This window comes from Blautia sp. MSK.20.85 (assembly GCF_013317245.1).
GTDB lineage: Bacteria > Bacillota > Clostridia > Lachnospirales > Lachnospiraceae > Blautia_A.
In genome coordinates this window covers 1-24,746 of the sequence record NZ_JAAIUN010000017.1, presented here as the reverse complement: position 1 = coordinate 24,746, position 24,746 = coordinate 1, and the positions used below count along the sequence as shown (strand labels likewise).

16 protein-coding genes and 1 tRNA gene are annotated in these 24,746 nt (G+C 42.8%); 14 read left to right on the top strand and 3 right to left on the bottom strand.

Features of this window, described 5'->3' with window-relative positions; all coding sequences use genetic code 11:
• Positions 1-367: 367 nt before the first annotated feature.
• The 7 genes from mnmE (at position 368) to G5B12_RS10400 (ending at position 10,356) form a co-directional block, all read left to right on the top strand.
• A complete protein-coding gene (gene mnmE / locus G5B12_RS10430) occupies positions 368-1,744 on the top strand; it encodes a tRNA uridine-5-carboxymethylaminomethyl(34) synthesis GTPase MnmE (protein ID WP_021975972.1) in 1,377 nt (458 codons plus the stop codon).
• A gap of 559 nt (positions 1,745-2,303) precedes the next feature.
• Complete coding sequence (mnmG, locus tag G5B12_RS10425) at positions 2,304-4,190, top strand: tRNA uridine-5-carboxymethylaminomethyl(34) synthesis enzyme MnmG (protein WP_021976017.1); 1,887 nt, start codon at positions 2,304-2,306, stop codon at positions 4,188-4,190.
• A 53-nt stretch (positions 4,191-4,243) separates the two neighbouring features.
• Positions 4,244-4,963 carry a 16S rRNA (guanine(527)-N(7))-methyltransferase RsmG gene (rsmG, locus tag G5B12_RS10420; RefSeq protein ID WP_021976018.1) on the top strand — a complete coding sequence of 240 codons (720 nt, stop codon included), beginning with the start codon at positions 4,244-4,246 and terminating at the stop codon, positions 4,961-4,963.
• A 318-nt stretch (positions 4,964-5,281) separates the two neighbouring features.
• Complete coding sequence (locus G5B12_RS10415) at positions 5,282-6,340, top strand: ABC transporter ATP-binding protein (protein WP_118063689.1); 1,059 nt, start codon at positions 5,282-5,284, stop codon at positions 6,338-6,340.
• On the top strand, positions 6,337-7,200 hold the full coding sequence (locus G5B12_RS10410) for an ABC transporter permease subunit (protein WP_021976020.1): 864 nt from the start codon (positions 6,337-6,339) through the stop codon (positions 7,198-7,200). The genes G5B12_RS10415 and G5B12_RS10410 overlap by 4 nt, the downstream gene beginning before the upstream one ends.
• A gap of 13 nt (positions 7,201-7,213) precedes the next feature.
• Positions 7,214-8,743 carry a GldG family protein gene (locus G5B12_RS10405; RefSeq protein ID WP_174088173.1) on the top strand — a complete coding sequence of 510 codons (1,530 nt, stop codon included), beginning with the start codon at positions 7,214-7,216 and terminating at the stop codon, positions 8,741-8,743.
• Positions 8,743-10,356, top strand: a complete 1,614-nt coding sequence (locus tag G5B12_RS10400; protein WP_174088172.1) for a DUF4340 domain-containing protein — start codon at positions 8,743-8,745, stop codon at positions 10,354-10,356. The genes G5B12_RS10405 and G5B12_RS10400 overlap by 1 nt, the downstream gene beginning before the upstream one ends.
• Before the next feature lie 156 nt (positions 10,357-10,512).
• Here the strand turns inward: G5B12_RS10400 and G5B12_RS10395 are convergent, their stop codons facing one another.
• Positions 10,513-13,875 carry a YhgE/Pip domain-containing protein gene (locus G5B12_RS10395; RefSeq protein ID WP_174088170.1) on the bottom strand — a complete coding sequence of 1,121 codons (3,363 nt, stop codon included), beginning with the start codon at positions 13,873-13,875 and terminating at the stop codon, positions 10,513-10,515.
• 588 nt (positions 13,876-14,463) lie between these two features.
• Here G5B12_RS10395 and G5B12_RS10390 point away from each other — a divergent pair.
• Positions 14,464-15,054, top strand: a complete 591-nt coding sequence (locus tag G5B12_RS10390) for a TetR-like C-terminal domain-containing protein (protein ID WP_118071876.1) — start codon at positions 14,464-14,466, stop codon at positions 15,052-15,054.
• 297 nt (positions 15,055-15,351) lie between these two features.
• Here G5B12_RS10390 and G5B12_RS10385 read toward each other — a convergent pair whose 3' ends face one another.
• Complete coding sequence (locus G5B12_RS10385; protein ID WP_021976918.1) at positions 15,352-16,305, bottom strand: alpha/beta fold hydrolase; 954 nt, start codon at positions 16,303-16,305, stop codon at positions 15,352-15,354.
• A gap of 812 nt (positions 16,306-17,117) precedes the next feature.
• Positions 17,118-17,561: an SseB family protein gene (locus G5B12_RS10380; protein WP_174088168.1), complete on the bottom strand. Its 444-nt coding sequence runs from the start codon at positions 17,559-17,561 to the stop codon at positions 17,118-17,120.
• 2,186 nt (positions 17,562-19,747) lie between these two features.
• Between G5B12_RS10380 and G5B12_RS10375 the strand changes: the two genes are divergently transcribed.
• The 6 genes from G5B12_RS10375 (at position 19,748) to G5B12_RS10350 (ending at position 24,733) form a co-directional block, all read left to right on the top strand.
• Positions 19,748-20,515, top strand: a complete 768-nt coding sequence (locus tag G5B12_RS10375) for a ParA family protein (protein ID WP_118063702.1) — start codon at positions 19,748-19,750, stop codon at positions 20,513-20,515.
• The gene (locus G5B12_RS10370; RefSeq protein ID WP_174088167.1) at positions 20,515-21,444 is read left to right on the top strand and encodes a ParB/RepB/Spo0J family partition protein; all 930 of its coding nucleotides are present in this window, start codon (positions 20,515-20,517) and stop codon (positions 21,442-21,444) included. The genes G5B12_RS10375 and G5B12_RS10370 overlap by 1 nt, the downstream gene beginning before the upstream one ends.
• A gap of 8 nt (positions 21,445-21,452) precedes the next feature.
• Positions 21,453-21,974 (top strand): DUF4446 family protein, encoded by a 522-nt coding sequence (locus G5B12_RS10365; RefSeq protein WP_118170150.1) that lies wholly within the window; start codon positions 21,453-21,455, stop codon positions 21,972-21,974.
• A gap of 42 nt (positions 21,975-22,016) precedes the next feature.
• Positions 22,017-23,312, top strand: a complete 1,296-nt coding sequence (serS, locus tag G5B12_RS10360; protein WP_021976386.1) for a serine--tRNA ligase — start codon at positions 22,017-22,019, stop codon at positions 23,310-23,312.
• A 33-nt stretch (positions 23,313-23,345) separates the two neighbouring features.
• Positions 23,346-24,221: a DUF3881 family protein gene (locus tag G5B12_RS10355; protein ID WP_021976387.1), complete on the top strand. Its 876-nt coding sequence runs from the start codon at positions 23,346-23,348 to the stop codon at positions 24,219-24,221.
• A 438-nt stretch (positions 24,222-24,659) separates the two neighbouring features.
• A tRNA-Arg gene (locus G5B12_RS10350) sits at positions 24,660-24,733 on the top strand.
• Positions 24,734-24,746 lie beyond the last annotated feature (13 nt).

Here is a 24,746-nt window from a genome sequence, read left to right as displayed (position 1 = left end):
CGGCTTTTTTTCATAAAACCGGAAAGTCAAGCGGATATTCGCAATGGAAGCAGGGGACTTACTTGATTTGGTTAAAAATTATCATTGCAATCTCCACAACAATTCTTTATAATCATTGAAGAGCAAATAATAAAAGATATTTCTGCAGCGGACATTCGGAATGCAGAGATCAGCTTTATAAATATGGAAACTGACAGAAGATGTTATTCTAGGTGAAAGCGTGAATAACACGTGTTTTTTGCGTGTAAAAAGCTTTTCCGGAGTAACATTTTTGCGTTTAACCGGATAAACTGTGCAGCAGTTATCTGATGCAGAATTACATAGCAGATGCGGATGTTTTTATCCGCCTGATAAAGGAGAGTGAAAAATGGAAGAGACAACGATTGCGGCGATTTCCACGGCCATGAGTGCATCGGGAATCGGAATCGTCAGGATCAGTGGCCCGGAGGCCTTCGAGATCGCATCCAGAGTATACCGTTCTAAAGGAGGAAAAAAATCTCTGAAAGACGTTCCAAGCCACACGATCCATTATGGATATATCTATGATAGTGAAGAAATGGTAGACGAAGTTCTGGTCATGGCCATGCGCGCACCAAGAACCTATACAGGGGAAGATACCATAGAAATCGACTGCCACGGCGGTGTTTTGGCTATGAAAAAAGTACTGGAAACTGTGCTGAAAAACGGAGCCATTATTGCCGAACCGGGAGAATTTACCAAGCGTGCATTCCTCAATGGAAGGATCGATCTTTCCCAGGCAGAAGCCGTTATGGACGTGATACAGTCCAAAAATGAGTACTCATTAAAGAATTCTGTAGGCCAATTAAAGGGTTCAGTCCGAAAAACCGTACAGCAGATCAGAGAAAAATTACTGTACCATATAGCGTACATTGAATCGGCATTAGACGACCCGGAGCACTATGATCTGACAGGATACTCAGAAGAATTAGAGCAGATCGTAGCAGAAGAAAAAGAAAAAATACAGAACCTGTTAAAAACATCCGGAGACGGAAAGATTATTCAGGAAGGCATCCGGACAGTAATCCTGGGCAAGCCAAACGCAGGAAAATCATCTCTGCTGAATCTGCTTCTGGGAGAAGACAGAGCCATCGTAACCGACATCGCAGGAACCACCAGAGATGTACTGGAAGAGTACATCAACCTGCACGGGATCACATTAAAGATCGCCGACACAGCCGGAATCCGCCAGACGGAAGATATCGTTGAGAAGATCGGCGTATCCAAAGCCAAAGAAATGGCAGCAGATGCGGATCTGATTCTCTATGTCGTAGATTCCTCCGTACCGCTGGATGAAAACGACGAAGAAATCATAAAAATTTTGCAAGAGAAAAAGACAATTGTCCTCTACAGCAAGACAGATCTTAAATCTGCTATAGATATAGAAGATTTGAAGTCCAGAATAAACCAGCCGGTAATTCCAATCTCTGCAAAAGAAGAAACAGGAATTACGGATCTGGAAGAAAAAATCCGGGAAATGTTCTTCAGTGGGGAGATAAACTTCAATGATGAAGTATATATCACGAATGAGCGCCACAGGCAGGAACTTCTGAAAGCGAAGGAGAGTCTTTCTCTGGTAGAGAACAGTATAGAGAGCGGAATGCCGGAGGATTTTTATTCTATAGATTTGACGGATGCGTATGAGAGTTTGGGAAGGATTCTGGGAGAATCACTTGGGGAAGACCTTGTTAATGAGATATTCTCTAAATTTTGTATGGGCAAGTAGTTCCCACGAGGGTTGCGTGAGTACGCAGGGATTTATGCATATGCATAGGCATAGGCTGCGGAAGCCCGCAGAGGTATTTCACATTGGAATGTGAGAAAACCGCAAAGGGGCACAAGGCCGCGCCCCTCTGCACACCCCTGGGCCTTTTTTACAAAGTGCGGCGATTGAGGAAGGCAGAAAGTTACTAACCTGTGCCTGTATGCTTCTGTACTGGCAATTCAACACTGAGCCGAAACGTGGCAAACAGAACTTTGTATACCCCCGCAGACGTGCACCGCACGTCGAGAGCCTCGTTGCAGCTACACTGCAACAATCGGCACAGCGTCCCATATTCAACACCGAAGAATACAGACAAAAGTCGATAAAGTCACACATCTCCACAACCAAGCGCTTCTAAAAAAAAGCCCGAGGGGTGTGCAGAGGGGCCGTGGCTTTACGGCCCCTTTGCGATTTTCCTTATCTTCCCAAAGCAAGAACCCCATGCCTCCTGCCAAGGAAAGCAAAACATACATCACACAATAAAAACAAAGATAAAAAATAGAAATAAAGGAGAAAAAGCATGAAAAATCTGGAACAGTCTTTCGACATCATAGTAGTAGGCGCCGGCCACGCAGGCTGCGAAGCCGCATTAGCAAGTGCCCGTCTGGGCCTGCAAACAGTCATGTTCACAGTCAGCGTAGACAGCATCGCCCTGATGCCCTGCAACCCCAACGTAGGCGGCAGTTCCAAAGGCCATCTCGTCCGCGAACTGGACGCCCTCGGTGGAGAAATGGGCAAAAATATAGACAAAACATTCATCCAGTCCAAAATGCTCAACCAGTCCAAAGGCCCTGCAGTCCATTCTCTCCGTGCCCAGGCCGACAAACAGGCTTACAGCACCGAGATGCGAAAAACTCTGGAAAACACAGAAAACTTAACTATCCGCCAGGGCGAAGTAACAGAACTTCTGGTAGAAGATAACCACATCACCGGTGTAAAAACCTTTTCAGGAGCCACCTACCACGCAAAAGCCGTAGTTCTCTGTACAGGAACCTACCTCAAGGCCCGCTGCATCTACGGCGATGTCAGCAACTACACAGGACCAAACGGCCTTCAGGCAGCCAACTATCTCACGGATTCTCTGAAAAAACTGGGAATCGAAATGTTCCGCTTCAAAACAGGAACCCCTGCCAGGATCGCCGGAAACACCATCGATTATTCCAAAATGGAAGAGCAGTTCGGAGACAAAAGAGTCGTACCGTTCTCCTTCTCCACAGACCCGGAATCCGTACAGATCGAGCAGAAATCCTGCTGGCTGACCTACACAAACGAAAAAACACACGAGATCATCCGCGCAAACCTGGACAGATCCCCTCTTTATTCCGGAATGATCGAAGGAACCGGTCCGCGTTATTGCCCGTCCATCGAAGATAAAGTCGTCCGTTTTGCAGACAAAAAACGCCATCAGGTATTCATTGAGCCAGAAGGCCTTTACACAAATGAAATGTACATCGGAGGAATGTCCAGCTCCCTTCCGGAAGATGTCCAGTACGAAATGTACCATTCCGTACCAGGCCTGGAGCACGCCAAGATCGTGAAAAATGCCTACGCCATTGAGTATGACTGCATCAATCCACGCCAGCTCTACCCGACACTGGAATTCAAAAAGATCAAGGGCCTTTTCAGCGGCGGACAGTTTAACGGAAGCTCAGGATACGAGGAAGCAGCCGCTCAGGGTCTGATCGCAGGAATCAACGCAGCCATGGAAGTAAAAGGAAAAGAACAGCTGATCCTGGATCGCTCCGAGGCATATATCGGCGTTCTCATCGATGATCTGGTAACAAAAGAAAACCATGAGCCGTACCGAATGATGACAAGCCGCGCCGAATACCGCCTGCTGCTCCGTCAGGACAATGCAGACCTCCGTCTCCGCAAAAAAGGCTGGGAGGTTGGCCTGATCGATGATGAGACATACCATAAACTGCAGAAAAAAGAACGAATGATCCATGAAGAGATCGAGAGAGTAGAACATACGACTGTAGGCGGTTCTGCAGAAGTACAGAGCCTTCTGGAATCTCAGGGAAGTACATTGCTGAAATCAGGAACCACCATTGCAGAGCTGATCCGCAGACCGGAACTTAACTATAAAGTGCTTGCACCGATTGATAAAGAAAGACCGGAACTTCCAGAAGATGTATGTGAGCAGGTAGAGATCAACATCAAATATGATGGCTATATCCGCCGCCAGATGAAACAGGTGGAGCAGTTCAAAAAACTGGAGCAGAAAAAAATTCCGGAAGACATTGATTATGAAGATGTAGGAAGCCTCCGCATTGAAGCACGTCAGAAACTGGAGGCTTACAGACCGGTATCCATCGGCCAGGCATCCCGAATCTCCGGCGTATCCCCGGCAGATATCTCTGTACTTCTTGTATACCTGGAAAGCAAAGCCGGACATAAACATTGATAACATTCTGAATAATGAAAACATAAAAAACAAAGAATAAGAGAGGAAACTGCATGTACAATTTAGAAATCCTGGAAAAAGGCTGCGAAGAACTTGGAATTACTCTTAATGACACGCAGAAAAATCAGTTTATCCAGTTCTACGAATTCCTTGTAGAAAAAAATAAAGTTATGAACCTTACCGGAATTACAGAATTCGATGAGGTTCTCGTGAAACATTTCCTGGACAGCCTTTGCTGTGTCAAAGCCGTAGATATGAGCAAGGTAAAAACGGTCATGGACATCGGAACCGGTGCCGGATTTCCGGGGGTTCCCCTGAAGATCGCTTTCCCGGAATTGGAAGCCTGCCTTCTGGATTCCCTGAACAAAAGAGTGAAATTCCTGGAAGAAACCTTTGCACTCCTTGGACTTGAGAACATCTCAGCCATCCACGGAAGAGCCGAAGAATATGCAAAAAACAAAGCCTACAGAGAAAAATATGACCTCTGTGTATCCAGAGCAGTATCCGGTCTTGCAACCCTGTCCGAATACTGTCTCCCATACGTAAAAGTCGGAGGACTTTTTGTCTCCTATAAATCCGGCTCAGTAAAGGAAGAAGCCGAAGCGGCGGAAAAAGCAGTAAAAATCCTCGGTGGAAAGATCCGAGACATTCAGTACTTCGATCTTCCGGGATCCGAGATCAGCCGTTCCCTGGTCATCATCGAAAAAGTAAAAAACACACCTGGAAAATACCCGAGAAAAGCAGGAACGCCGCTCAGAGAACCACTGGCATAACAGAATCTTGCTGCTCAGAAAATGTAATCTCCTGTCGAACAAAAGAAGAATTTGTGTGACAGGAGATTTTTCGCTGATTTGTTTCACAAAATTATCACAAATTTATCCTACTTTTATCACAAATTACTTTTACACTATAAAATGATAGAGATGCCCCTGGATTCCCCCATTCTCTGTTTCATCCAGGGGCATTTTCTATTGAAAAGACGCCAGAGTCAAAGGGCCTCTGTTTTACGACCTTTTGCCTCTGGCATCTTATAAGATGGGAAATCAAGAATTGAAAAAGTATTTCCCGGAGAATAAAAGGAGGAGAGTAAAGTGATCGAAGTAAGTAATCTGGTCAAAAAATACGGCGATCATACAGCCGTTGACCATCTTTCCTTTCAGATCGAAAAGGGGAAAATTTACGGATTCCTGGGCCCCAACGGTGCAGGAAAATCAACAACAATGAACATGATCACAGGATACATTGCTTCCACAGAGGGAAAAGTAATGATCGATGGTCATGACATTCTGGAAGAACCGGAGGCAGCCAAGAAATGTATCGGCTATCTGCCGGAAATGCCGCCACTCTATTTTGACATGACTGTTCTTGAGTACATGAAATTTGCGGCTGATCTGAAAAAAATCCCAAGAAACCAGAAAGACAAACAGATAAAAGAAGTCATGGATATGGTAAAGATCACAGACATGAAAGACCGTCTGATCAAAAACCTTTCCAAAGGTTACCGCCAGAGAGTTGGCCTTGCACAGGCGATCCTTGGATATCCGGAAGTGATCATCCTGGATGAGCCTACAGTAGGACTTGACCCGAAGCAGATCATCGAGATCCGTGACCTGATCAAAAGCCTGAAACAGAAACATACGGTTATCTTAAGTTCTCATATCCTTTCCGAGGTGAGAGCAGTATGTGATTACGTTCTGATCATTTCACACGGAAAACTGGTAGCCAGTGATACGCCGGACAATCTGGAACGTCTGGCAGCAGGTTCCAACAGTCTCCTTATGAAAGTAAAAGGCGAGAAAGATACCATCCGAAAAGATCTGGAAACGATCGAAGGCGTTACCGGTGTGGAAATGTCCTACGACAGCGACGAAGAACTGTGGAAAACAAAAGTTTCCATTCAGGAAAATGTGGATATCCGCGAAAAAGTTTTCTATGCTATGGCAAAAGCAAACTGCCCGATCTACGAGATGCAGGTTAAGAGAGTTTCTCTTGAGGATGTATTCCTTGAGCTTACCGAAGGAGAAAAAAAGAAATCCACCGGGAAACAGGAAAGATCACAGTGGAAACCGGTAGAAGATAAATCTTCGGAAACAGAAAAATCTGAGAAAACGGAGAAAGCTTCAGATAAAAAAGAGGGGGATCAGTCATGACAGCAATTTTTAAAAGAGAACTGAAAAGCTATCTGACCTCCATGGTTGGATATCTCTTCATATTTTTTGTCCTGGTGCTGACTGGAATTTATTTTTCCGCATATCAGCTCTCAGCAGGTTATTCAAAATTTGAATCTACATTAAGCGCACTGACCTTCGTGTTCCTGATCGGTGTGCCGATCCTTTCCATGCGTGTACTTGCAGAAGAACGTAAACAAAAAACAGATCAGCTGCTTCTGACAGCGCCGATATCTGTGTGGGATATCGTATTTGGAAAATACCTTGCACTGGTAGCCGTATTTGCCATTCCGGTTGTGATCATGTGCTTTTATCCACTGATCATGAGTAAATTTGGAACCATTTCCTATGCTTCCGCATATACAGGAATCCTGGGATTTTTCCTTCTTGGATGTGCGAATCTGGCAATTGGTGTATTTATGTCAGCACTTACGGAAAGCCAGGTAATTGCAGCAGTACTTACTTTTGTATTTCTGTTTGCTTTCTATATGATGAATGGAATTTCCTCATTTTTCTCACAGACTTCCATGTCAACGGCAGTGGCATTCGGACTTCTGATCGTGGCGATCGCAATTATCATTTATACCATGATCAAAAATGTTCTGATCTCTGCAGTGATCGGAGTTGTAGGAGAAGTTGCCCTTGTGATCGTATACGTTGTAAAATCAAGTATTTTCCAGGGTGGTATCCAGAAAGTACTGAATGTATTTAATCTGAGCGGACATTATGAGAACTTTACAAACGGTGTGTTTGACGTGACAGGAATCGTATATTTTATCTCTGTTGTTGCAATCTGTCTGTTTCTCACCATGCAGTCCATTCAGAAGAGACGCTGGAACTAGGGGGTTAATGGAAATGAAATTCAGTGAGAAATTCAAGAAAAATAAAAGCGAGGCAGTAGAGACAGAAACTGCACAGGATTCCGGGAAAAAGAAACATAAACCAGATCCGAAAAAACTGGTAGGCACTATCAGTAAAAAGCATATTAAAAATGGTACTTACAGCATGGCTATGGCAGCGATCTTTATCGTGATCGTAGTTGTGATCAATATGATCGTAGGTGCAATCCCGTCTAAATATTCACAGCTGGATGTAAGTTCATCCAAGCTTTATACCATCGGTGATGAGACAAAGAAAGTGCTGAAAGCACTGGATAAAGATGTGACCATTTACCAGATCGCACCAAGCGGCTCTGAGGATGATACGATTTCCAACCTGCTGTCACGCTATAAAGATGAGTCCAAACATATTAAAGTTGAAGTAAAAGATCCGGTTGTAAATCCGAAATTTGCTTCTGAATATACAAGCGATGATCTTGCATCAAACAGCCTGATCGTAGTTTGCGGAGACAGAAAAAAAGTTATCAATTACAACGATATGTATTCTACTTCTGTAGACTACAATACCTGGCAGCAGACCACGACCGGATTTGACGGTGAGGGACAGATCACAAGTGCTATCGGATATGTGACATCCGAGAACCTTCCGATCATGTACACGTTATCCGGACATGGCGAAAAAGATCTGGATTCCAGCTTTAAAGAGGATATCCAGAAAGCCAACATTGATATCAAGGATCTGAACCTTCTCACAGAAGGAAAAGTTCCGGACGATGCTGACTGCCTGATGATCGTATCTCCGACGAGCGATATTTCCGAGGAAGAAAAAACAGAGATCCTGGATTATCTGGAGGCGGGCGGAAAGGCCATGATCTTCTCTGATTATACACAGGATGATCTGCCGAACTTCGATGCTGTCCTTGAAAATTATGGCGTAAAACGTGCAGCAGGAATCGTATTTGAGGGCGACAGCCAGCATTATGGAATGCAGATGCCGTATTATCTGGTACCGACTGTTAACAGCACAGATGCAAGCTCTGAGACCGCTTCCGCAGGCTCTTATGTACTGGCTCCATATGCACAGGGTATTCAGAAAACAGATGACGTAAGAGATACCGTAACGATTGACAGTATCCTGACAACTTCTAACCAGGCTTACTCTAAGACAAACATGCAGAGCAGCAATATCGAGAAAGAAGACGGAGATGTAGACGGCCCGTTTGATCTTGGTGTTGCCATTACTGAGAAACTGGATGATGACAAGGAAACACAGATCGTTTACTACTCCACAGCAAATCTGATGGAGAGTCAGGTAAACCAGATGGTATCCGGCGGAAATGAAAAACTTCTTCTGGAGTCCTTAAACTGGATGACCAGCACAGATGACGGCAATTCCGTTTCCATCCCATCCAAGAGCCTTGAGTCTACAAGCCTGACCGTAACGGATTATGATGCAGCCTTCTGGAAGATCTGTACTATTGGTCTGATCCCGGGAGTGTTCCTTGTTGCAGGATTTTTAATCTGGCTTAAGAGGAGAAAAGCATAATGAAAAAATCAACCAAACTTGTTTCAGCTGTTGTTGTTCTGGCAGTTCTAGGTGGTACGTATGTGGGACTGAATACCTACGTATCCAAAGAGGAAAAGACAGAGAGCAGCAGTGAGGAGGAAAGCAAAACAGAAGTGTTTTCCGTGAAAACGGATGACATCAAATCTCTGGAATTTATCGTAGACAAGAAGGAAACTACCTTTGAGAAAAAAGATGATTCCTGGGTGAAAAAAGATGAGACTGCTTTCCCTGTAAATCAGACAACTCTGGATTCTGCAGCTTCCGCCATCGAAAAGGTGGAAGCTGACAGGGTTCTGAAAAAAGTAGACGATCTTACCGAATATGGGCTGGATTCCCCGTCCAATACGGTGACCGTTGATACCAGTGATGGCACAACCAAGTTTAATATCGGAGATGAGAATACTTCCACGAATCAGTATTACATTTCCAAAGATGATGATGACAGTACTGTGTATGTAGTAGCGGCAGATACGGTCACTCCGTTTATGAAATCTCTTTACGATTATGCACAGGGAGAAGATTTCCCGACAATTGATTCTTCCACAGTAAAGAAAGTCCAGGTAAGCGAGGATAAAGATTCCTATGTTCTGGAAGAAAATTCTGATGGAGCTACCTGGGATGTTTCCAGCGATGGAAGCAGTGATAAAGAAACTGCGGATACTACAGCAGCAGGAAATGTAACCTCCGGACTTGGAAATTTTGCATATGATCAGTTTGTAAATTATAATGCAGAGGATCTTTCACAGTATGGCCTTGATAAGCCGTATACGACGATTACAGTGGATTATCAGGAAGAGGTGAAGGATGACAGCTCAGACAGTACAGATTCTTCAGAAAAGGATTCTACAGCCTCTGAGAGTGATTCTGAGAGTGTCGACAGTACTGATGATAAAGCTTCAGCAGAAAACAGTTCGACAGATAGTTCTGACAGCACGGATGCTTCTGATGCCAGCAGTTCTTCAGAGGATACCAAGACAACAACAGTAGATAAACAACTTGTTATCTACGTTGGCGATGAAGCAAGTGATGGCAGTCGATATGTAACTGTGGATAACAAACATATTTATACAATGTCCGCGGATACTCTGAGCGCAGTTATTGACAAAGCACCATCAGATCTCTGGTCACTGATCGTCAATTATCTGTCTGTAAAAAATCTGGATCAGCTTCAGGTTACTTACGGCGGCGCAACAAATACTGTAAATGTTTCACGTGAAACATCCAAAGATGATGACGGCAATGATAAAGAGACAACGACTTATCAGCTGGATGGTAAGGAGATAGAAAGTACAACCTTTACCACTTTCTATAACAAGCTGATAAATATGGCAGGCCAGAAGAGACTGACGGACGCTTATACACCGGCTACAGACCCGGAGATGACTGCTGTATTCACAGACTCTGATAAGAACCAGACAACCGTTACCTTCTACACATATGACACAAACTATTACGCAGCTGTCGTTGGAAACAAAGTATTTCTCGTAAACAAAATGACGGTAAAAGAAATGTTTAATGCATATGAGACACTGATAAACGGTGAATCAAAAACAGAAGCCACAGCAACACCAACGGCTGAGGCGGAAAAGTGAAAAATAAAACTAAGCCCCGGAATTCCATGGATCAGGAGTTCCGGGGCTTTCTATAATAAAAAAACCTGTACAGTGGTTTTTCAGTCCACCGTACAGGTTTTATTTTTTTTATATCCAACAGAAGGTTCGGGGGAGCTTCTGTCAGTTACATATTAGTTAAGCAAGACCTCTTTCTTCCAGCCAGTCGAAGAGAACGATTTTTTCTTCTTTCTTTCTCTTGGCCATGTGATTGAACTGAAGGATTGTCAGGATCGTGAAGATCACAAACAGTACAGCCAGTACAATTACAGAAGTAGTAATGCTTCTGCCACCACTGATCGTTGCACGGAATGCATCAACTGTGTAGGTGAATGGCAGGTATGCGTGAATCTTTGCAACAAATGCAGGAGAAATCTCGACCGGATAAGTACCGGCAGATCCTGCAAGCTGAACGACCATGAATACCAGCATCAGGAAACTTCCTACTTTACCAAGTGTAATGTTGAAGAAGTACATCATGGATGTAAAGGTCATTGCTGCGAGGCAGGCGAAGAGAACTGTCTTGCCCATCTCAGCAGGGGTGAATCCGTTAAATGCATGTAACAGAAGGATCAGACAGATTGCCTGAAGCATTGCTACCGGATAAAGTACGGAAGCTTTGCTTGCCCACCATGCAAAACCGGATTTCAGTTTGCCTTTATACTGAGCCAGAGGATACATCAGGCAGAATGCCAGTGCACCAACCCAGAGGCCTACAGACATCATATAAGGTGCCATTGCGTGTCCGTTATTCGGAACATCGGTAAGTTTTGTTTCATCGCTCACAACAGGTGTTGCGAACATTTTAATTGTTTCATCACTTGCTGAGTTATCTTTAACTGTTTTAGCTCCATCACTGAGGCTTGTGGTTAATGTCTTGGAACCATCTTTCAGTTCTTTCATACCACTTCCAAGTTTCTTGGAACCATCATACAGCTGAGAGGAACCACTCTGGATCTGAGCAGCACCATCTGCAAGCTGTTTCGCACCATTGTTCAGAGTGCTGTTGTTACTTACAAGTTTCTTGGTACCACTGAGAAGAGTTGAGGTACCGTTTGCTAATGTCTTAGTTCCGTTTGCAAGAGTAGTAGCACCGCTGGAAAGAGTTTTAGCTCCAGTGGAAAGCTGACTGGTACCGCTTGTAAGAGCAGAACTGTTAGCGGCCAGTTTAGCGACGCCATCTGTGTATGTCTTAATTCCTGTAGTCAGTGTTTCAGAACCATCGGCAAGCTGACCTGCACCGGATTTCACCTGCGGAAGTGCGCTTGTGATCTGTTTTCCTGCTTTTTTCAGACTTGTTGCGCCATCAGTAAGTTTCTTGTTGTTTGCGGTTAATTTATCAAATCCATCGTTCAGAGCTTTGATTCCGGCGGCTGCTTTCGGGAAAGCTGCGGTACCAGTCTCCAGTTTCTGAAGTCCGGCGGAAACAGTTTTTGTTCCGGTATTTACAGCTGTTGCACCCGCGTACAGCTGCTGTGTAACAGCGGAAAGCTGAGAGATCATATCTGTAGGAAGCTGACCTGCAACTGCGCCCATTGTAGTAGCGGCTGTGCCCATTTCTGTAGCACCGCTGCCCATTTCTGCTGCACCATTGCTCATTTCTGTAGCACCACTTGTCAGTCCGTCTGCAAGCTGGTTCAAAGTTGCTGCAGCACCTGTCAGAGTCTGTACACTGCTCTTAATATCCTCAGTTTTGCTGTTCAGCTGTGAAAGTGCATCTCCAAGTTCTCCCTGAACTGCATCAATTTCACCATTTACAACGCCCAACTGGGAAACCTGATCAGAATATCCGGCTGCAAAGGAAGTATCTACCTGAGAAGCGCTTCCGGCAGCACCGGACAGAGTATTGATCACATTGCTGAGGCTTTCAGCGGAAATTTTTCCATCTTCATCCTGTGCGCTCTGAATTGCCTGAAGTTCTGCAACAGCAGAGTTCATAGCCTGCTGTGCGGCATCAATTCTTCCGTTTGCGTCATTAAGTGTTGAAGTTGTTGTCTGTCCGTATGTATCCATTGCGGAGCTTACTGCACTGATCTGAGCTTTCATTCCACCAAATGCAGTACCAAGACCCTCTGCTTTGGAAGAAAGCATTGTACTTGCATCAGTAAGAGCACTTGCTGCACTGTTAAGACCAGGTACGATCTGACCGGTAACAGCTGACGCACCCTGAGTCATGGCTGCGGAAGCGGATTCCATACCAGTTTGAGCCTTAGTCATACCGGCGGAAGCAGATTCCATACCTTTCTGAGCCTTTGTAAGGCCACTGGAAAGCTGTTTGAAGGATTCTTCAGTAGTGCTTCCCTTCAGAGCAGAAACAGTGTCGTTAAGCTTTTGGGTTCCTGCTTCCAGAGCTGCAGTTCCGGATACCAGAGACTGAGAATCTTTAGTTCCTTTTGTAACGCCGGTATTTAACTGAGCGATACCATCAGAAACATCTCCAAGGCTTTCCAGAGCGGAGAGCTGTTTAGCGCCGTCTGCCAGTTCCTGTGCACCCTTTACATAAGCGGTTGTTCCATCAGCCAGAGTATCTGCACCGCTGACATACTTTGTAGCACCACTGGAAAGAGTATTGATACCTTCGCTTAAAGCTTTGGCACCGGATTCCAGGCTGCTTGCACCGCTTTTCAGTGCATCGGAGTTTTCATTCAACTGATCAACACCTGCGGTGTACTGTTTCACACCTTTATCCAGAGTGTCAACACCGGTTGTAAGCTCCGGTACCTTGTTGGTGAGAGTAGCGACACCACTGTCAAGCTGTTTTGCTCCATCATCCAGACTCTTGGCTCCGTCGTTAACCTGAGCTACACCATCGGTGTATGTCTTAAGTCCCTCTGTGAGACTGTCAGCACCGCTTACGAATGTAAGAGTACTTGTGGAAAGTTTTTTCAGGTTCTTGGTAATGGTTTTGTTACCATCAGCAGCTGTAGTCAGTCCGTCTTCAAGTTTTCCGGATCCGTCAGCAGCTTCCTGCATTCCGTCACCCGCTTCTGAGATAGAATCAAAAACGGTTTCTGTATAGGTTTCTGTAACCTGGGAGGCGATGTTGTCGCGAAGCTTCAGCATTGCTGTTTCACTGAGCTTGGAAGCGATGTAGTTGGTTCCCGGATTGGTCTGATATGTCAGCTCCATCTGCTTGGGGTTATCATCCATTACAGTAGCTGCATTTGCGGAGAAGTCTTCCGGAATTGTGATAACCATGTAGTAGGTTCCGTTTGCCAGACCGTCCTCTGCTGTTTTGCTGTCTACAATGTTGAATGCCATTGAGTCGTTGTCTTTCAGCTCATCCGCCATATCCTTACCTATACTTAGCGTCTTGCCATTATACTCAACTGGTTTGTCTTCGTTTACCACGGCCACCGGCAGGTTATCCACGCTTCCGTAAGGATCCCACATGGATTTCAGAAACAGGCCTGCATAGATGATCGGGATAACGATGATAGCGATTACAACGATAAGCATGAGCTTGTTACGAAGTAGGCTTTTCCATTCGTCTTTGATCATTTTACCTATCCCTTTCTTTATTTAGTTTTATATAAAGCTTAGTTGCTTAATCAAACTTTATTCCAGTAATGGCTTCAAAATCTATTAAACATACTAAATTCTATTAATAGCTCTCAAATCCATTATCAAACAAAGTGTTGATTTTCTTTACGTGATGTATTATACTAAACACAAAACATAGATACAACCATTAAATATTTACTGAATGTATATTAATGGACATAAATGCGAAAAATGTCTAATACAGAAAGATGATTTTTATGGCTGCAGACACGAACATGATATTATAGTAATTCCAGAAATACTATAGTTGAGAGAAAATGACCGAATCAAGGAAGCCCTCTCCGCGGGATTGCGAAAAGCAATAAGCAATAAGTAATAAGTAATGAGTGGGGACTTGCTTATATCAGGAGGAGTACAAACAAGTCCTGATAAACTGCGGAGCAGTTATTTGGTTATGAGCAAGTAGCGAAGCGGATTGCGAATATCCGCTTGACTATATGGTGATTTATGAACATGAAGTAGAGTAGAATGCGAATGTCCGCTTTACTTATTATAGCTTTACGGAATAACAGGGGGAAAAGAAAAATGGCCGAAAAAGTTGATAGAAGAGTACGGAAAACAAAAGCACAGCTTCGAGCAGGATTAGCACGTCTTATGCAGAAGAAGAGTATTAAAGAGATTACTGTGAAAGAACTGGTGGAAGAAGTAGATATCAACCGTTCCACGTTTTATCTTCATTATACAGATATTTACCAGATGTTAGAATCTATTGAGGCGGAACTGATGGATGAAGTTTCTCATTTAGTAGAAGATTATCCGCTTGATCCTCTTAACAATAAGGAGAGTTCTTATCCGTTTATTGAGCAGATTTTTACAATTTTGGATAATAATAAGGATATTTGTATTGCACTGCTCGGAAAAAATGGGGATATGGCGTTTGTCAGCCGAATCGAAAAGCTGATTGCGGATACAGTTCTGCATCGTCTGTCTATTCGTTTGCCTAAGAATAATCGGGATATTGAGTATGCGTACGCCTTTTGTCTGAATGGATGTGTAGGAATGATCAAGACATGGCTCTCTTCTGAAAACCAGGAATCTACACAGCATATGGCAGAGCTTACCCATAAGCTGATTGATAATACAACACATATGTATTTGGAACAGGCTTTAAGATAAAATAAGAGCTGATGTTTCACGTGAAACAATAATAAATAAAATACGAAAATGGGGTTGTCGCACTGACAATTGTTGCCTCCATATAGGACTTTTATATTTCATTGTCCTATATGAGGGTAGCATATCACAATGTGACAACCCCATTTTTTTATGCCATAGGTGATTACTCCGTAATGTTCCAATAACACAAAAAAATCTCCGGGCAGGATCACGCTGCGCCGGAGAGAAATTATGCCAATTATGCCGCTGAAGCAATCTGCCGCAGGAGGAGAATCCTGCAAGCAGGAGCTTTTTTGTTTACAGAAAAATTGATACCTGCTCCAGAAAATGCTCAGGATCTTCGATGTGAGGAAGATGTCTGGTATCAGGAATTGTTGCAGTTTCAATAGAAGAATTCAGTTTCTGATACTCTTCGGCAATGAGAGAACCAGAAGCCTCTTTTTTGCCGGAAATGATATAAATGCAGGCATCAGAAGATTCAACTGCGTTGTTGATGCTGATATTCAAATACTTGCCAATATAGCTGGAATAGAGATATTTGGCGTTGGAACCACCTTTATGCGCGGATTCATAATAAGTATCTACAAGTGTATCGGTCACGTGAAACGGATTATAAAATAACTGTTCCATAAACATGCTGCTGATAGCCTCACGTGCACATGCGATATGATAGATCAGTGTTCCGAAGACAGGAAGTTCGATTATGTGTTTGAATAATTTATTGTCTTCACATGGGGCCTGCTTCAGTGAACTGAGACTTGGTGGATTTACAAGCATGATCTTGCGAATATAGTCGGAATTATTACGATATGCCATGATTGCAAAAGAACCGGAAAAACCACTGGCAATAATATCTGTTTCTTCGTGAATTACATTCTTAACAAAGTCGCAGAGAAGCTGCACAAATACAAAATTTGTGTAGGTAATCTCTACCTTTTCAGAGCGTCCACAGCCCAAAAGATCAATCGTGTAAACGGTATGTTCTGTTGCCAGCTGATTTTCAACGGCATTCCATTCATAGCCAGATGCGCCTGGCATTATATCGTGAACGAGAAGCAGTGGAGAACCATGTCCCTGCTTTGTATAGTGGATTTTTCCAAAACGCCAGTCATATGTTTTACCATGTGGTTGCTCCAGCATATCTTTAAGCTGAGATGTGGCATCTATAAAACGATTTGTAATATGAATAACTCCTGTGGCTGTTCCTAATAAAGCAGCAAGAGTAAGTAGTTTATGTCCGTTTTTCTTCATTGAAAGCCTCCTGAAATTCGTATTAAATGATTTGGGAAAATACTGTTCGATGCACTAAAATTCACTGATCTGATGGTATTTTTCTGAATATTTTCTGGCTTTTATTATACGCTATTGGTGGAAAATTTACAATGCTTTTGTAGATTGGAGTAAGGAAGGTAACATGTGAAACAAGATAGAAAATGAGCGATATTTTTTATATCGAATCAGGAAAGTTCCCATCTCCTTGTGAAGCTACGAGAAACAAAATGTGGTGTGTGGAGGGATGAGGTTGTGTCAGGAACACAAGCAGGTCCTGATACAACCGTGAAGCAGTTATTCGGTTATGAGTAAGTAATAAATGCGGATGAATTTATTTACTTGACTGTTTTACAGTGTATGTTTCACGTGAAACATATATTGCATGTAATACAGGCAAATAGTTCCTTTTTTAACCAAATCAAGTAAGTCCCCTGCTTCAATTGCGAAAAGCAATAAGCAGGGGGATTGATTGTATCAGGAAGAGTGTAAGCAATTTCTGATAAACTGCGAAGTAGTTAATTATTCGGTTATGAGCAAGTAGTGAAGCAGATTGCGAATATCCGCTTCACTTAGTGAGAGGCAGGAGATTTTTTTTGACAAATGTAAAGCAATTATGCCATAGATGCTGTAGTTATTTACGGAGGTGCAGCTATCTACTGGACAAGCGGATATTTGCATCTCGCATTGCTCGTAGCTCTGCACCGAATAAATTGCACCACAGTTTATGAGTGAATAAATACTCTGCCGGTTTTCACTTGCCATAGCTGTGGTTGTGGATACAGAGAGTCAAATTATACAGGATTTCCCAGAATAATATTGATTAAAGTTTTATTCAGCATAATAGTGCGGTTCCAGGGATTGATGATTACTCCTTCAATAGATGGTTCCTGGAGTGCTGCGTGAAAAATTTTGTCAATGTCTGCTGTGAAAGTAGACATGATCTGACTGCTGCCTTTTAATTCTTCGTCAAAACTGGTAAAAGCAGCCCACCATTGTTTTCCATCACCGGTTTTTATAGCCTGGAGATTAATCTTTCCATCACCTTTTGGTGGTTCTACAGCTACGATCAGCTGAGCATACTCTTTCATTCTGCGACGAATTACCGTGAGAACGTGCACCAGCATTTCTTCAGTGGCATCCTGCTGGAGAGCAGCGATTGCAGTTTCGATTTTGTCATTTCCCTGAAGCGTTTTATCTAATTGAGCCTTTGCCTGATCTTTGTTGGTTGGATTCATGATAGAAATATTCCTTTCGATATAGATAGATTGTTCGTGATTGTATTATAGCATTTCAGGAAATAGAGCGGCAAGATTAAGTTAAACGCAAACGTGCCTGCATCTGCGGGGTATGGAGTAGGGACGGAGATTTTTATCGATAAATTATATGGCGATAGTGTAAAGAGATAAGCTGAGAATAAGAGAAGAAGAACAAGGGGGGAATTCATAAAGATTTTGAAAAGAAAAAATGATATTTGACAAAAGGGATAGTAGTATGGAATGAGAAAAGAAAAAACATATGTCCAATATATCGGACTTTTCTGCAAAGGTGGGAAATGAAAAAAGAAATACGTCAAAATACGAAGGTTTAACGCTAAAAACGATATAAAAGTACGGTTTATAGTACCGCAATAATATATGTGTACGATTTATAGTACATATATAAAAATGCACAAAAACACCCAAACACCGTCATGTGCACCTGCACGCAGTCGAGCAGATATTCGCAATCCGCTTCGCTGCCTGCTCATAACCAAATAACTGCTCCGCAGTTTATCAGGAGAAACTTGCACTCCTCCTGATACAAGCAAATCCCCACCCACTGCTTATTGCTTTTCACAATTGAAGCAGGGGACTTACTTGATTTGGTTAAAAATACGATGAAAGATACGAAAAAAATAGAAAAAATAATGCTGTTTTTGCTGCAAATGCCTGCTTAACAATGATCTGGATGGCCTACATGCCTCCTGATAAGCTACGAAGTAGCTATTCGGCTATGGGCAGGCAGCGAAACGGATTACGAATATCCACTTGACGGCCCATATATAGAAAAAAAGAGGCGTTTTAGGGCGCCTGAGAGCTGTTATTTTGCTGTGTTTCTGCTATGTTTGAGCTGGTTTTGACGAGGACAGGAGACAAATAATACATAATGGGATATTTCGGAAATAAAAAATATAAATACGCCGCTTCGCGGCGTATAACCAGGAAAAAGGAATAGCACAAAATGAAACTTGCTGGTTAAAATGAAAAAATAATACGCTTTTCCTGTACAATATAAATTCAACTATACTAGCGATAAAACGCTTATAAAATAAGCGTTTTTAGTAACTTATAGTTTCTATATATTATATAAAAATGATAAAAATGGCAAAAATCAGACATTCCTAAAATACGCCAAAAATCGCTGTTTCATTTTGCTATATACCAAAATATGCCATTATATTTTCTAAAATGATACCAAAAAATCTTTTACAACATTTCGCTCTTCATCGTAGTATCAGTTGTTTTTGTTTTTATCCTGAAGGGAAATAGAGAGGCGTTTGAGTAATTTGATATATAGAAGCAAGACATAACTACATGACAAATGTAAATGATTTTATCTATCCAATCGAATTAAGTAAGTCTCCTGATTCTATTACGAAAAGAAATAAGCAGAGGGTGGGGCCTTACTTGATTCAGGTCAAGCGGATATTCGCAATCCGCTTCGCTACGTAGCTCTACACCAAATAGCTGCTCCGCAGTTTATCAGGAGGAGCTTGCACTCCTCCTGATACAAGCAAGTCCCCCACCCACTGCTTATTGTTTTTCGCAATTGAAGCAGGGGACTTACTTGATTTGGTTAAATGGTGACAAACTTGGGGGCATATACGCTGAAAAAGAGCAGCAATTGCTGATAATAAAATATGAAATAATTGCATTCATAAATGCATAACAGAACGTGCCAGGCAGTAAGAGCTGCATATTGTAAGAAATGTAAAAAACTGCCATGCAGGTACTGAAATACGCGCGGTCAGTTTTGCAGTAAGAACAGCAAGCATATTGTAAGGCAAAATCCGGTAAAAACGCTGGCGTTCAGTTCTGTGGCATTACAGTAAAAATACTGTGGGAGGGAGGTGGAATCATTACGGAGATTACGTATGGGACCGATCTTTTTGAGGCATTCCTGGAACTGCTATAGTACTGTAAGAGAGAAGTGGAATCATTGCCCTGAGAAGAATCATCTGTGGTTTTGCAATAAAACAGAGTATTGTAAGGGCAGTTTAAGAGCACTGTGGTTTGGGTATACTATACAATAAATAAAATAATTCAAAACCCATTTTCTATTGTTTCACGTGAAACATTATGTGGCGGTTTAAAAATAAAAGTGTTATAATGGTATCCAATGAGTAAAAATCCCTTAAAAAATACAAAAAAGGAGGGGTAAAATGGGACGAATCATTGCAGTTGCCAATCAGAAAGGCGGGGTTGGAAAATCAACAACGGCGATTAATTTATCGGCCTGCCTTGCTGAAAAAGGGAAAAAGGTTCTTGCCATTGACATAGATCCGCAGGGAAATACCACAAGTGGACTTGGCGCAGACAAGAATGCAGTAGAAAATACCCTTTACGAGCTGCTGCTTGGAGAAGCAGAGACCAAAGATACCATTATAAAAAACGTAGTAGATAATGTTGACCTGATACCATCGAATATGAATCTTTCCGGTGCTGAGATTGAGCTGGTAGATCTTGAGGATAAGGAATATATCCTGAAAAAGATTACTGACAAACTGCGTCGGAAATATGATTACATAATCATGGATTGTCCGCCGTCACTGAGCATGCTGACAATCAATGCCCTGACGGCGGCAACTTCTGTTCTGGTGCCGATTCAGTGTGAATATTACGCACTGGAAGGTCTGTCACAGCTGATACATACCATCGAACTGGTGAGAGACAGATTGAATAAACGTCTGAAAATCGAAGGCGTGGTCTTCACCATGTATGATGCCAGAACAAATCTGTCACTCCAGGTTGTAGAGAATGTAAAAGAAAACCTGGATCAGAATATATACAAAACGATCATTCCGAGAAATGTACGACTTGCAGAGGCTCCAAGCTATGGAAAACCGATCAATCTGTACGACTCAAGATCTACAGGAGCAGAAAGCTATCGTCTTCTGGCAGAAGAAGTTATCAGCAGGGAGGGCGAATAATGGCTGCAAGAAAAACAGGAGGCCTTGGAAGAGGTCTGGATGCACTGATTCCTAATAAAGCCGGTGGAACGTCAAAGGAAACTGTAAAAAGGACAAGATCTACGGGAAAGAAAGAAAAAACGGAAGCACAGGAAAAACCTGCGGCAGAACGTCTTGTAAAAATTTCCAGTGTGGAACCGAATCTGAATCAGCCGAGAAGGCATTTTGATGAGGACGCACTGATGGAACTTTCTGAGTCTATCAAACAGTATGGCGTTCTTCAGCCGCTGCTGGTATCAGATAAGAAGGATTATTTTGAAATCATAGCAGGAGAGCGTCGCTGGAGAGCAGCCAAGATGGCTGGTCTTAAGGAAGTTCCGGTTGTGGTAAAAGAGTTTACGGACCAGGAGATCGTGGAGATTTCTCTGATTGAGAATATTCAGCGGGAAGATCTGAACCCTATCGAGGAAGCGATGGCCTACAAACGTCTGATGGAAGAGTTTCACCTGAAACAGGATGAAATCGCAGACAGAGTTGCCAAGAGCAGAACAGCGGTAACCAATTCCATGCGTCTTCTGAAGCTTACTTCAAAAGTGCAGGAAATGGTGATTGCAGATATGATTTCTGCAGGCCATGCAAGAGCACTTCTGGGAATTTCCGATGAAACCCTTCAGGAAAATACAGCCATGAAGGTTTTTGACGAGAAACTCAGTGTCCGTGATACGGAAAAACTTGTAAAAAATCTGGTTTCTCCGGCAAAAAAAGAGAAAACAGAGAGAAATACCGCAGAGGATGCCATTTATGAAAGCCTGGAAGAAAAAATGAAAGGCATTATGGGAACAAAGGTATCCATTCAGCGAAAGAAAAACAACAAAGGTAAAATTGAAATTGAATATTATTCCAGGGATGAACTGGAGAGGATCATTGATCTGTTCGAATCTATCAGATAGGAGGCAGAATGAGCGGAATTTTTGAAAGCATAGGAATTGATTCCGGGATTGTGATCATTATTTTGCTGATCCTTACCATCATTCTTCTGATTAATGTGGTGAGCAGCAATATGCGTCTGAGCCGCCTGGAACGGAAATATAAGCTGTTTATGAGAGGCGGAGATGCACAGTCACTGGAAAAAGTTTTTGTAAGAAAATTTGCACAGATCGACCGGCTGTATGAGGCAAAGGAAGATCATGATCATGACATCAGCTTTATCAAAAAAAATCTGAATGTAATGTTCAGCAAATATGGTGTTGAGAAGTATGATGCCTTTGATGATGTAGGCGGAAAACTTAGTTTTGCGCTGGCACTTCTTGATAAGAATAACACAGGTCTGATCCTGAATGCGGTTCACAGCCGTGACAACTGTTTTCTTTATTTAAAGGAAATTGTAAAAGGTGAATCCTATGTTGTCCTCAGCCAGGAAGAAGTGGAAGCTTTGAGAAAAGCCGTAAACTTCGGACTTGGTGAGATCGAGAAAGAATAAAAATTACAAAAATAAGAATATTTTTAATACAGGAGGAATATCATGTTAGACATTAAGTTTGTGAGAGAGAATCCGGAGGTTGTAAAACAGAATATCCGCAATAAGTTCCAGGATAGCAAACTGGAGCTGGTTGACAAGGTTCTCGAACTTGATAAAGAGAACAGAGAGATTAAGCAGGAGGTTGAGGCTCTCCGTGCTGAGAGAAACAAGATCTCCAAACAGATCGGTGCTCTTATGGGCCAGGGAAAAAGAGAAGAGGCAGAAGAGGTTAAAAAACAGGTTGCTGCATCCGGAACACGTATCGAGGAACTTTCCCAGAGAGAGAAAGAGGTTGAGGAAGAGCTTCTGAAAGACATGATGGTAATCCCGAACATCATCGATCCTTCGGTACCGATCGGTAAAGATGACAGCCAGAACGTAGAGATCGAGAAATTCGGTGAGCCGGTTGTTCCGGATTTCGAAGTTCCATATCATACAGATATCATGGAGAGCTTTGACGGAATCGATCTTGACAGCGCAAGACGTGTTGCAGGTAACGGATTCTATTATCTGATGGGAGACATCGCACGTCTTCATTCCGCAGTAATTTCCTACGCAAGAGATTTCATGATCAATCGTGGATTTACTTACTGTGTACCGCCTTTCATGATCAGAAGCAACGTTGTTACAGGTGTTATGAGCTTTGCTGAGATGGACGCTATGATGTACAAGATCGAGGGTGAGGATCTTTACCTGATCGGTACAAGTGAGCATTCCATGATCGGTAAATTCATTGACCAGATCATTCCGGAGGAAGAGCTTCCGAAAACACTTACAAGCTATTCTCCATGCTTCCGTAAAGAGAAAGGTGCTCACGGACTTGAGGAGAGAGGTGTTTACCGTATCCATCAGTTCGAGAAACAGGAGATGATCGTTGTCTGCAAGCCAGAGGAGAGCAAAATGTGGTTCGACAAACTGTGGCAGAATACAGTAGATCTGTTCCGTTCTCTTGATATTCCGGTTCGTACACTTGAGTGCTGCTCCGGTGACCTCGCTGACCTTAAGGTGAAATCTCTTGATGTTGAGGCATGGTCCCCACGTCAGAAGAAATACTTCGAGGTAGGAAGCTGCTCCAACCTTGGTGATGCACAGGCACGTCGTCTGAAGATCCGTGTAAACGGAAAAGATGGTAAGAAATATCTTGCACATACATTAAATAACACAGTAGTAGCACCTCCGAGAATGCTCATCGCTTTCCTGGAGAATAACCTGAATGCAGACGGTTCTGTAAGCATTCCAAAAGCTCTGCAGCCATACATGGGCGGTATGACAAAGATTGAGAAAAAGACACGCGCGTAAGAGAAACGCAGGCTTTTTCAGGGAGGTGTTCTTGTGCATAGTTATTTAAAGGCCGTTGGCTTTTCACAGGTTACCAGAAGAAGTGAAGTAAAAGAGATCATCCGTGATGTGATCGCAAACTACGATGAAAAAGTTTGCGTGGAAAATCATCCGGAAGGTGTATTTGTACAGTTTTCTAAGAATTACGGCTGCGACTGTGGAATCAGCGTTTGTGGTCAGTACGATGAGAACGGTGAGTTTCACGTGGAATATTATTTCCCGTTTTTCAGAGGAACAGGAATCACATCCAGGGAAAAAGTAACTGTTGAACGTCATACAGAGAAAGAATCTTATGCAGGTGCATGTGATGATCTTCGTATTGGTGTGACGATGATCTTTTATCTGCAGAATCCGGCAGAATATATGCAGGAAAAATGCAGAGGCCTGAAAGATCCCGGAAACAGACCTGTAACCGTTTCCGGTCTTGCTTCAGAAGGAAAGATCCTTTTTCCGGTGCAGAAAGATAAAGAAGCTGTAAAGGTGGAGCGAGAGCTTGCCAAAAACAGAACGAATCTTATCGAGGCTGCAAGAAATGGTGATGAGGAAGCAATGGAAAGCCTTACAATGGAAGATATGGATACGTATTCCATGATCTCCCAGAGGATCGTTACTGACGATATTTTAACCATTGTGGATTCCTATTTCATGCCATATGGAATTGAGTGTGACCAGTACAATGTACTTGGCGAGATTCTGGACATCATGAAATTTAAGAATATCCTGACTGGCGAAGAAATCTGCCAGATGACTATTGAGAGCAACGATATGCAGTTTGATGTCTGCATCAACAGCAAAGATCTTCTCGGTGAGCCGGCAGTTGGCCGCCGCTTTAAAGGAACGATCTGGCTGCAGGGACAGCTGCATTATTGAAAAAAATCTCGGGGTCTGAGATGAATATTTTACTTTCGCTGCTTTGCCGGCAAAGTAACAGGAGTTTGCCAGACACGGAATTAATTCTTGTAATTTCAAAATAAATATAGTAAAATAATGGTTGTGAAACTTCCGGAAGCATCCGAAATGTTTCACAACCATATATGTCCTCGTAGCTCAGCTGGATAGAGCACTCGCCTCCTAAGAGAAAGCCGAGGCATTCCCCAAAGGGAAAAAATGAAAAACAACTTTCAGTTCGAATCTATTCTGAAAAATGCCAAAGGTGACAACAAAGCATTCCCCAAATTGGGGAACGTTCTAATGTTATCAAAGCAAAAAAATCTGTAGATTGACAACTCGAAAAAGAGTTGATAATCTTATATATGGCCGAAGGGAAAAATCCCAGAAACCCAGTAAAATCAAGGGTTTGCGGCATGTGTCGTCATAGCTCAGCTGGATAGAGCACTCGCCTCCTAAGCGAGGGGTCGGAGGTTCAAATCCTCTTGGCGACGGGCTTCAAAGCGT

What these genes read in the sequence shown, in the direction of transcription:
- serS (WP_021976386.1), top strand. Translation starts at nt 22,017, where the DNA reads ATGTTAGACATTAAGTTTGTGAGAGAGAATCCGGAGGTTGTAAAACAG.
- G5B12_RS10390 (WP_118071876.1), top strand. Translation starts at nt 14,464, where the DNA reads ATGGCCGAAAAAGTTGATAGAAGAGTACGGAAAACAAAAGCACAGCTT.
- G5B12_RS10405 (WP_174088173.1), top strand. Translation starts at nt 7,214, where the DNA reads ATGAAATTCAGTGAGAAATTCAAGAAAAATAAAAGCGAGGCAGTAGAG.
- G5B12_RS10385 (WP_021976918.1), bottom strand. Translation starts at nt 16,305, where the DNA reads ATGAAGAAAAACGGACATAAACTACTTACTCTTGCTGCTTTATTAGGA.
- G5B12_RS10400 (WP_174088172.1), top strand. Translation starts at nt 8,743, where the DNA reads ATGAAAAAATCAACCAAACTTGTTTCAGCTGTTGTTGTTCTGGCAGTT.
- rsmG (WP_021976018.1), top strand. Translation starts at nt 4,244, where the DNA reads ATGTACAATTTAGAAATCCTGGAAAAAGGCTGCGAAGAACTTGGAATT.
- mnmG (WP_021976017.1), top strand. Translation starts at nt 2,304, where the DNA reads ATGAAAAATCTGGAACAGTCTTTCGACATCATAGTAGTAGGCGCCGGC.
- mnmE (WP_021975972.1), top strand. Translation starts at nt 368, where the DNA reads ATGGAAGAGACAACGATTGCGGCGATTTCCACGGCCATGAGTGCATCG.
- G5B12_RS10380 (WP_174088168.1), bottom strand. Translation starts at nt 17,561, where the DNA reads ATGAATCCAACCAACAAAGATCAGGCAAAGGCTCAATTAGATAAAACG.
- G5B12_RS10375 (WP_118063702.1), top strand. Translation starts at nt 19,748, where the DNA reads ATGGGACGAATCATTGCAGTTGCCAATCAGAAAGGCGGGGTTGGAAAA.
- G5B12_RS10370 (WP_174088167.1), top strand. Translation starts at nt 20,515, where the DNA reads ATGGCTGCAAGAAAAACAGGAGGCCTTGGAAGAGGTCTGGATGCACTG.
- G5B12_RS10410 (WP_021976020.1), top strand. Translation starts at nt 6,337, where the DNA reads ATGACAGCAATTTTTAAAAGAGAACTGAAAAGCTATCTGACCTCCATG.
- G5B12_RS10365 (WP_118170150.1), top strand. Translation starts at nt 21,453, where the DNA reads ATGAGCGGAATTTTTGAAAGCATAGGAATTGATTCCGGGATTGTGATC.
- G5B12_RS10395 (WP_174088170.1), bottom strand. Translation starts at nt 13,875, where the DNA reads ATGATCAAAGACGAATGGAAAAGCCTACTTCGTAACAAGCTCATGCTT.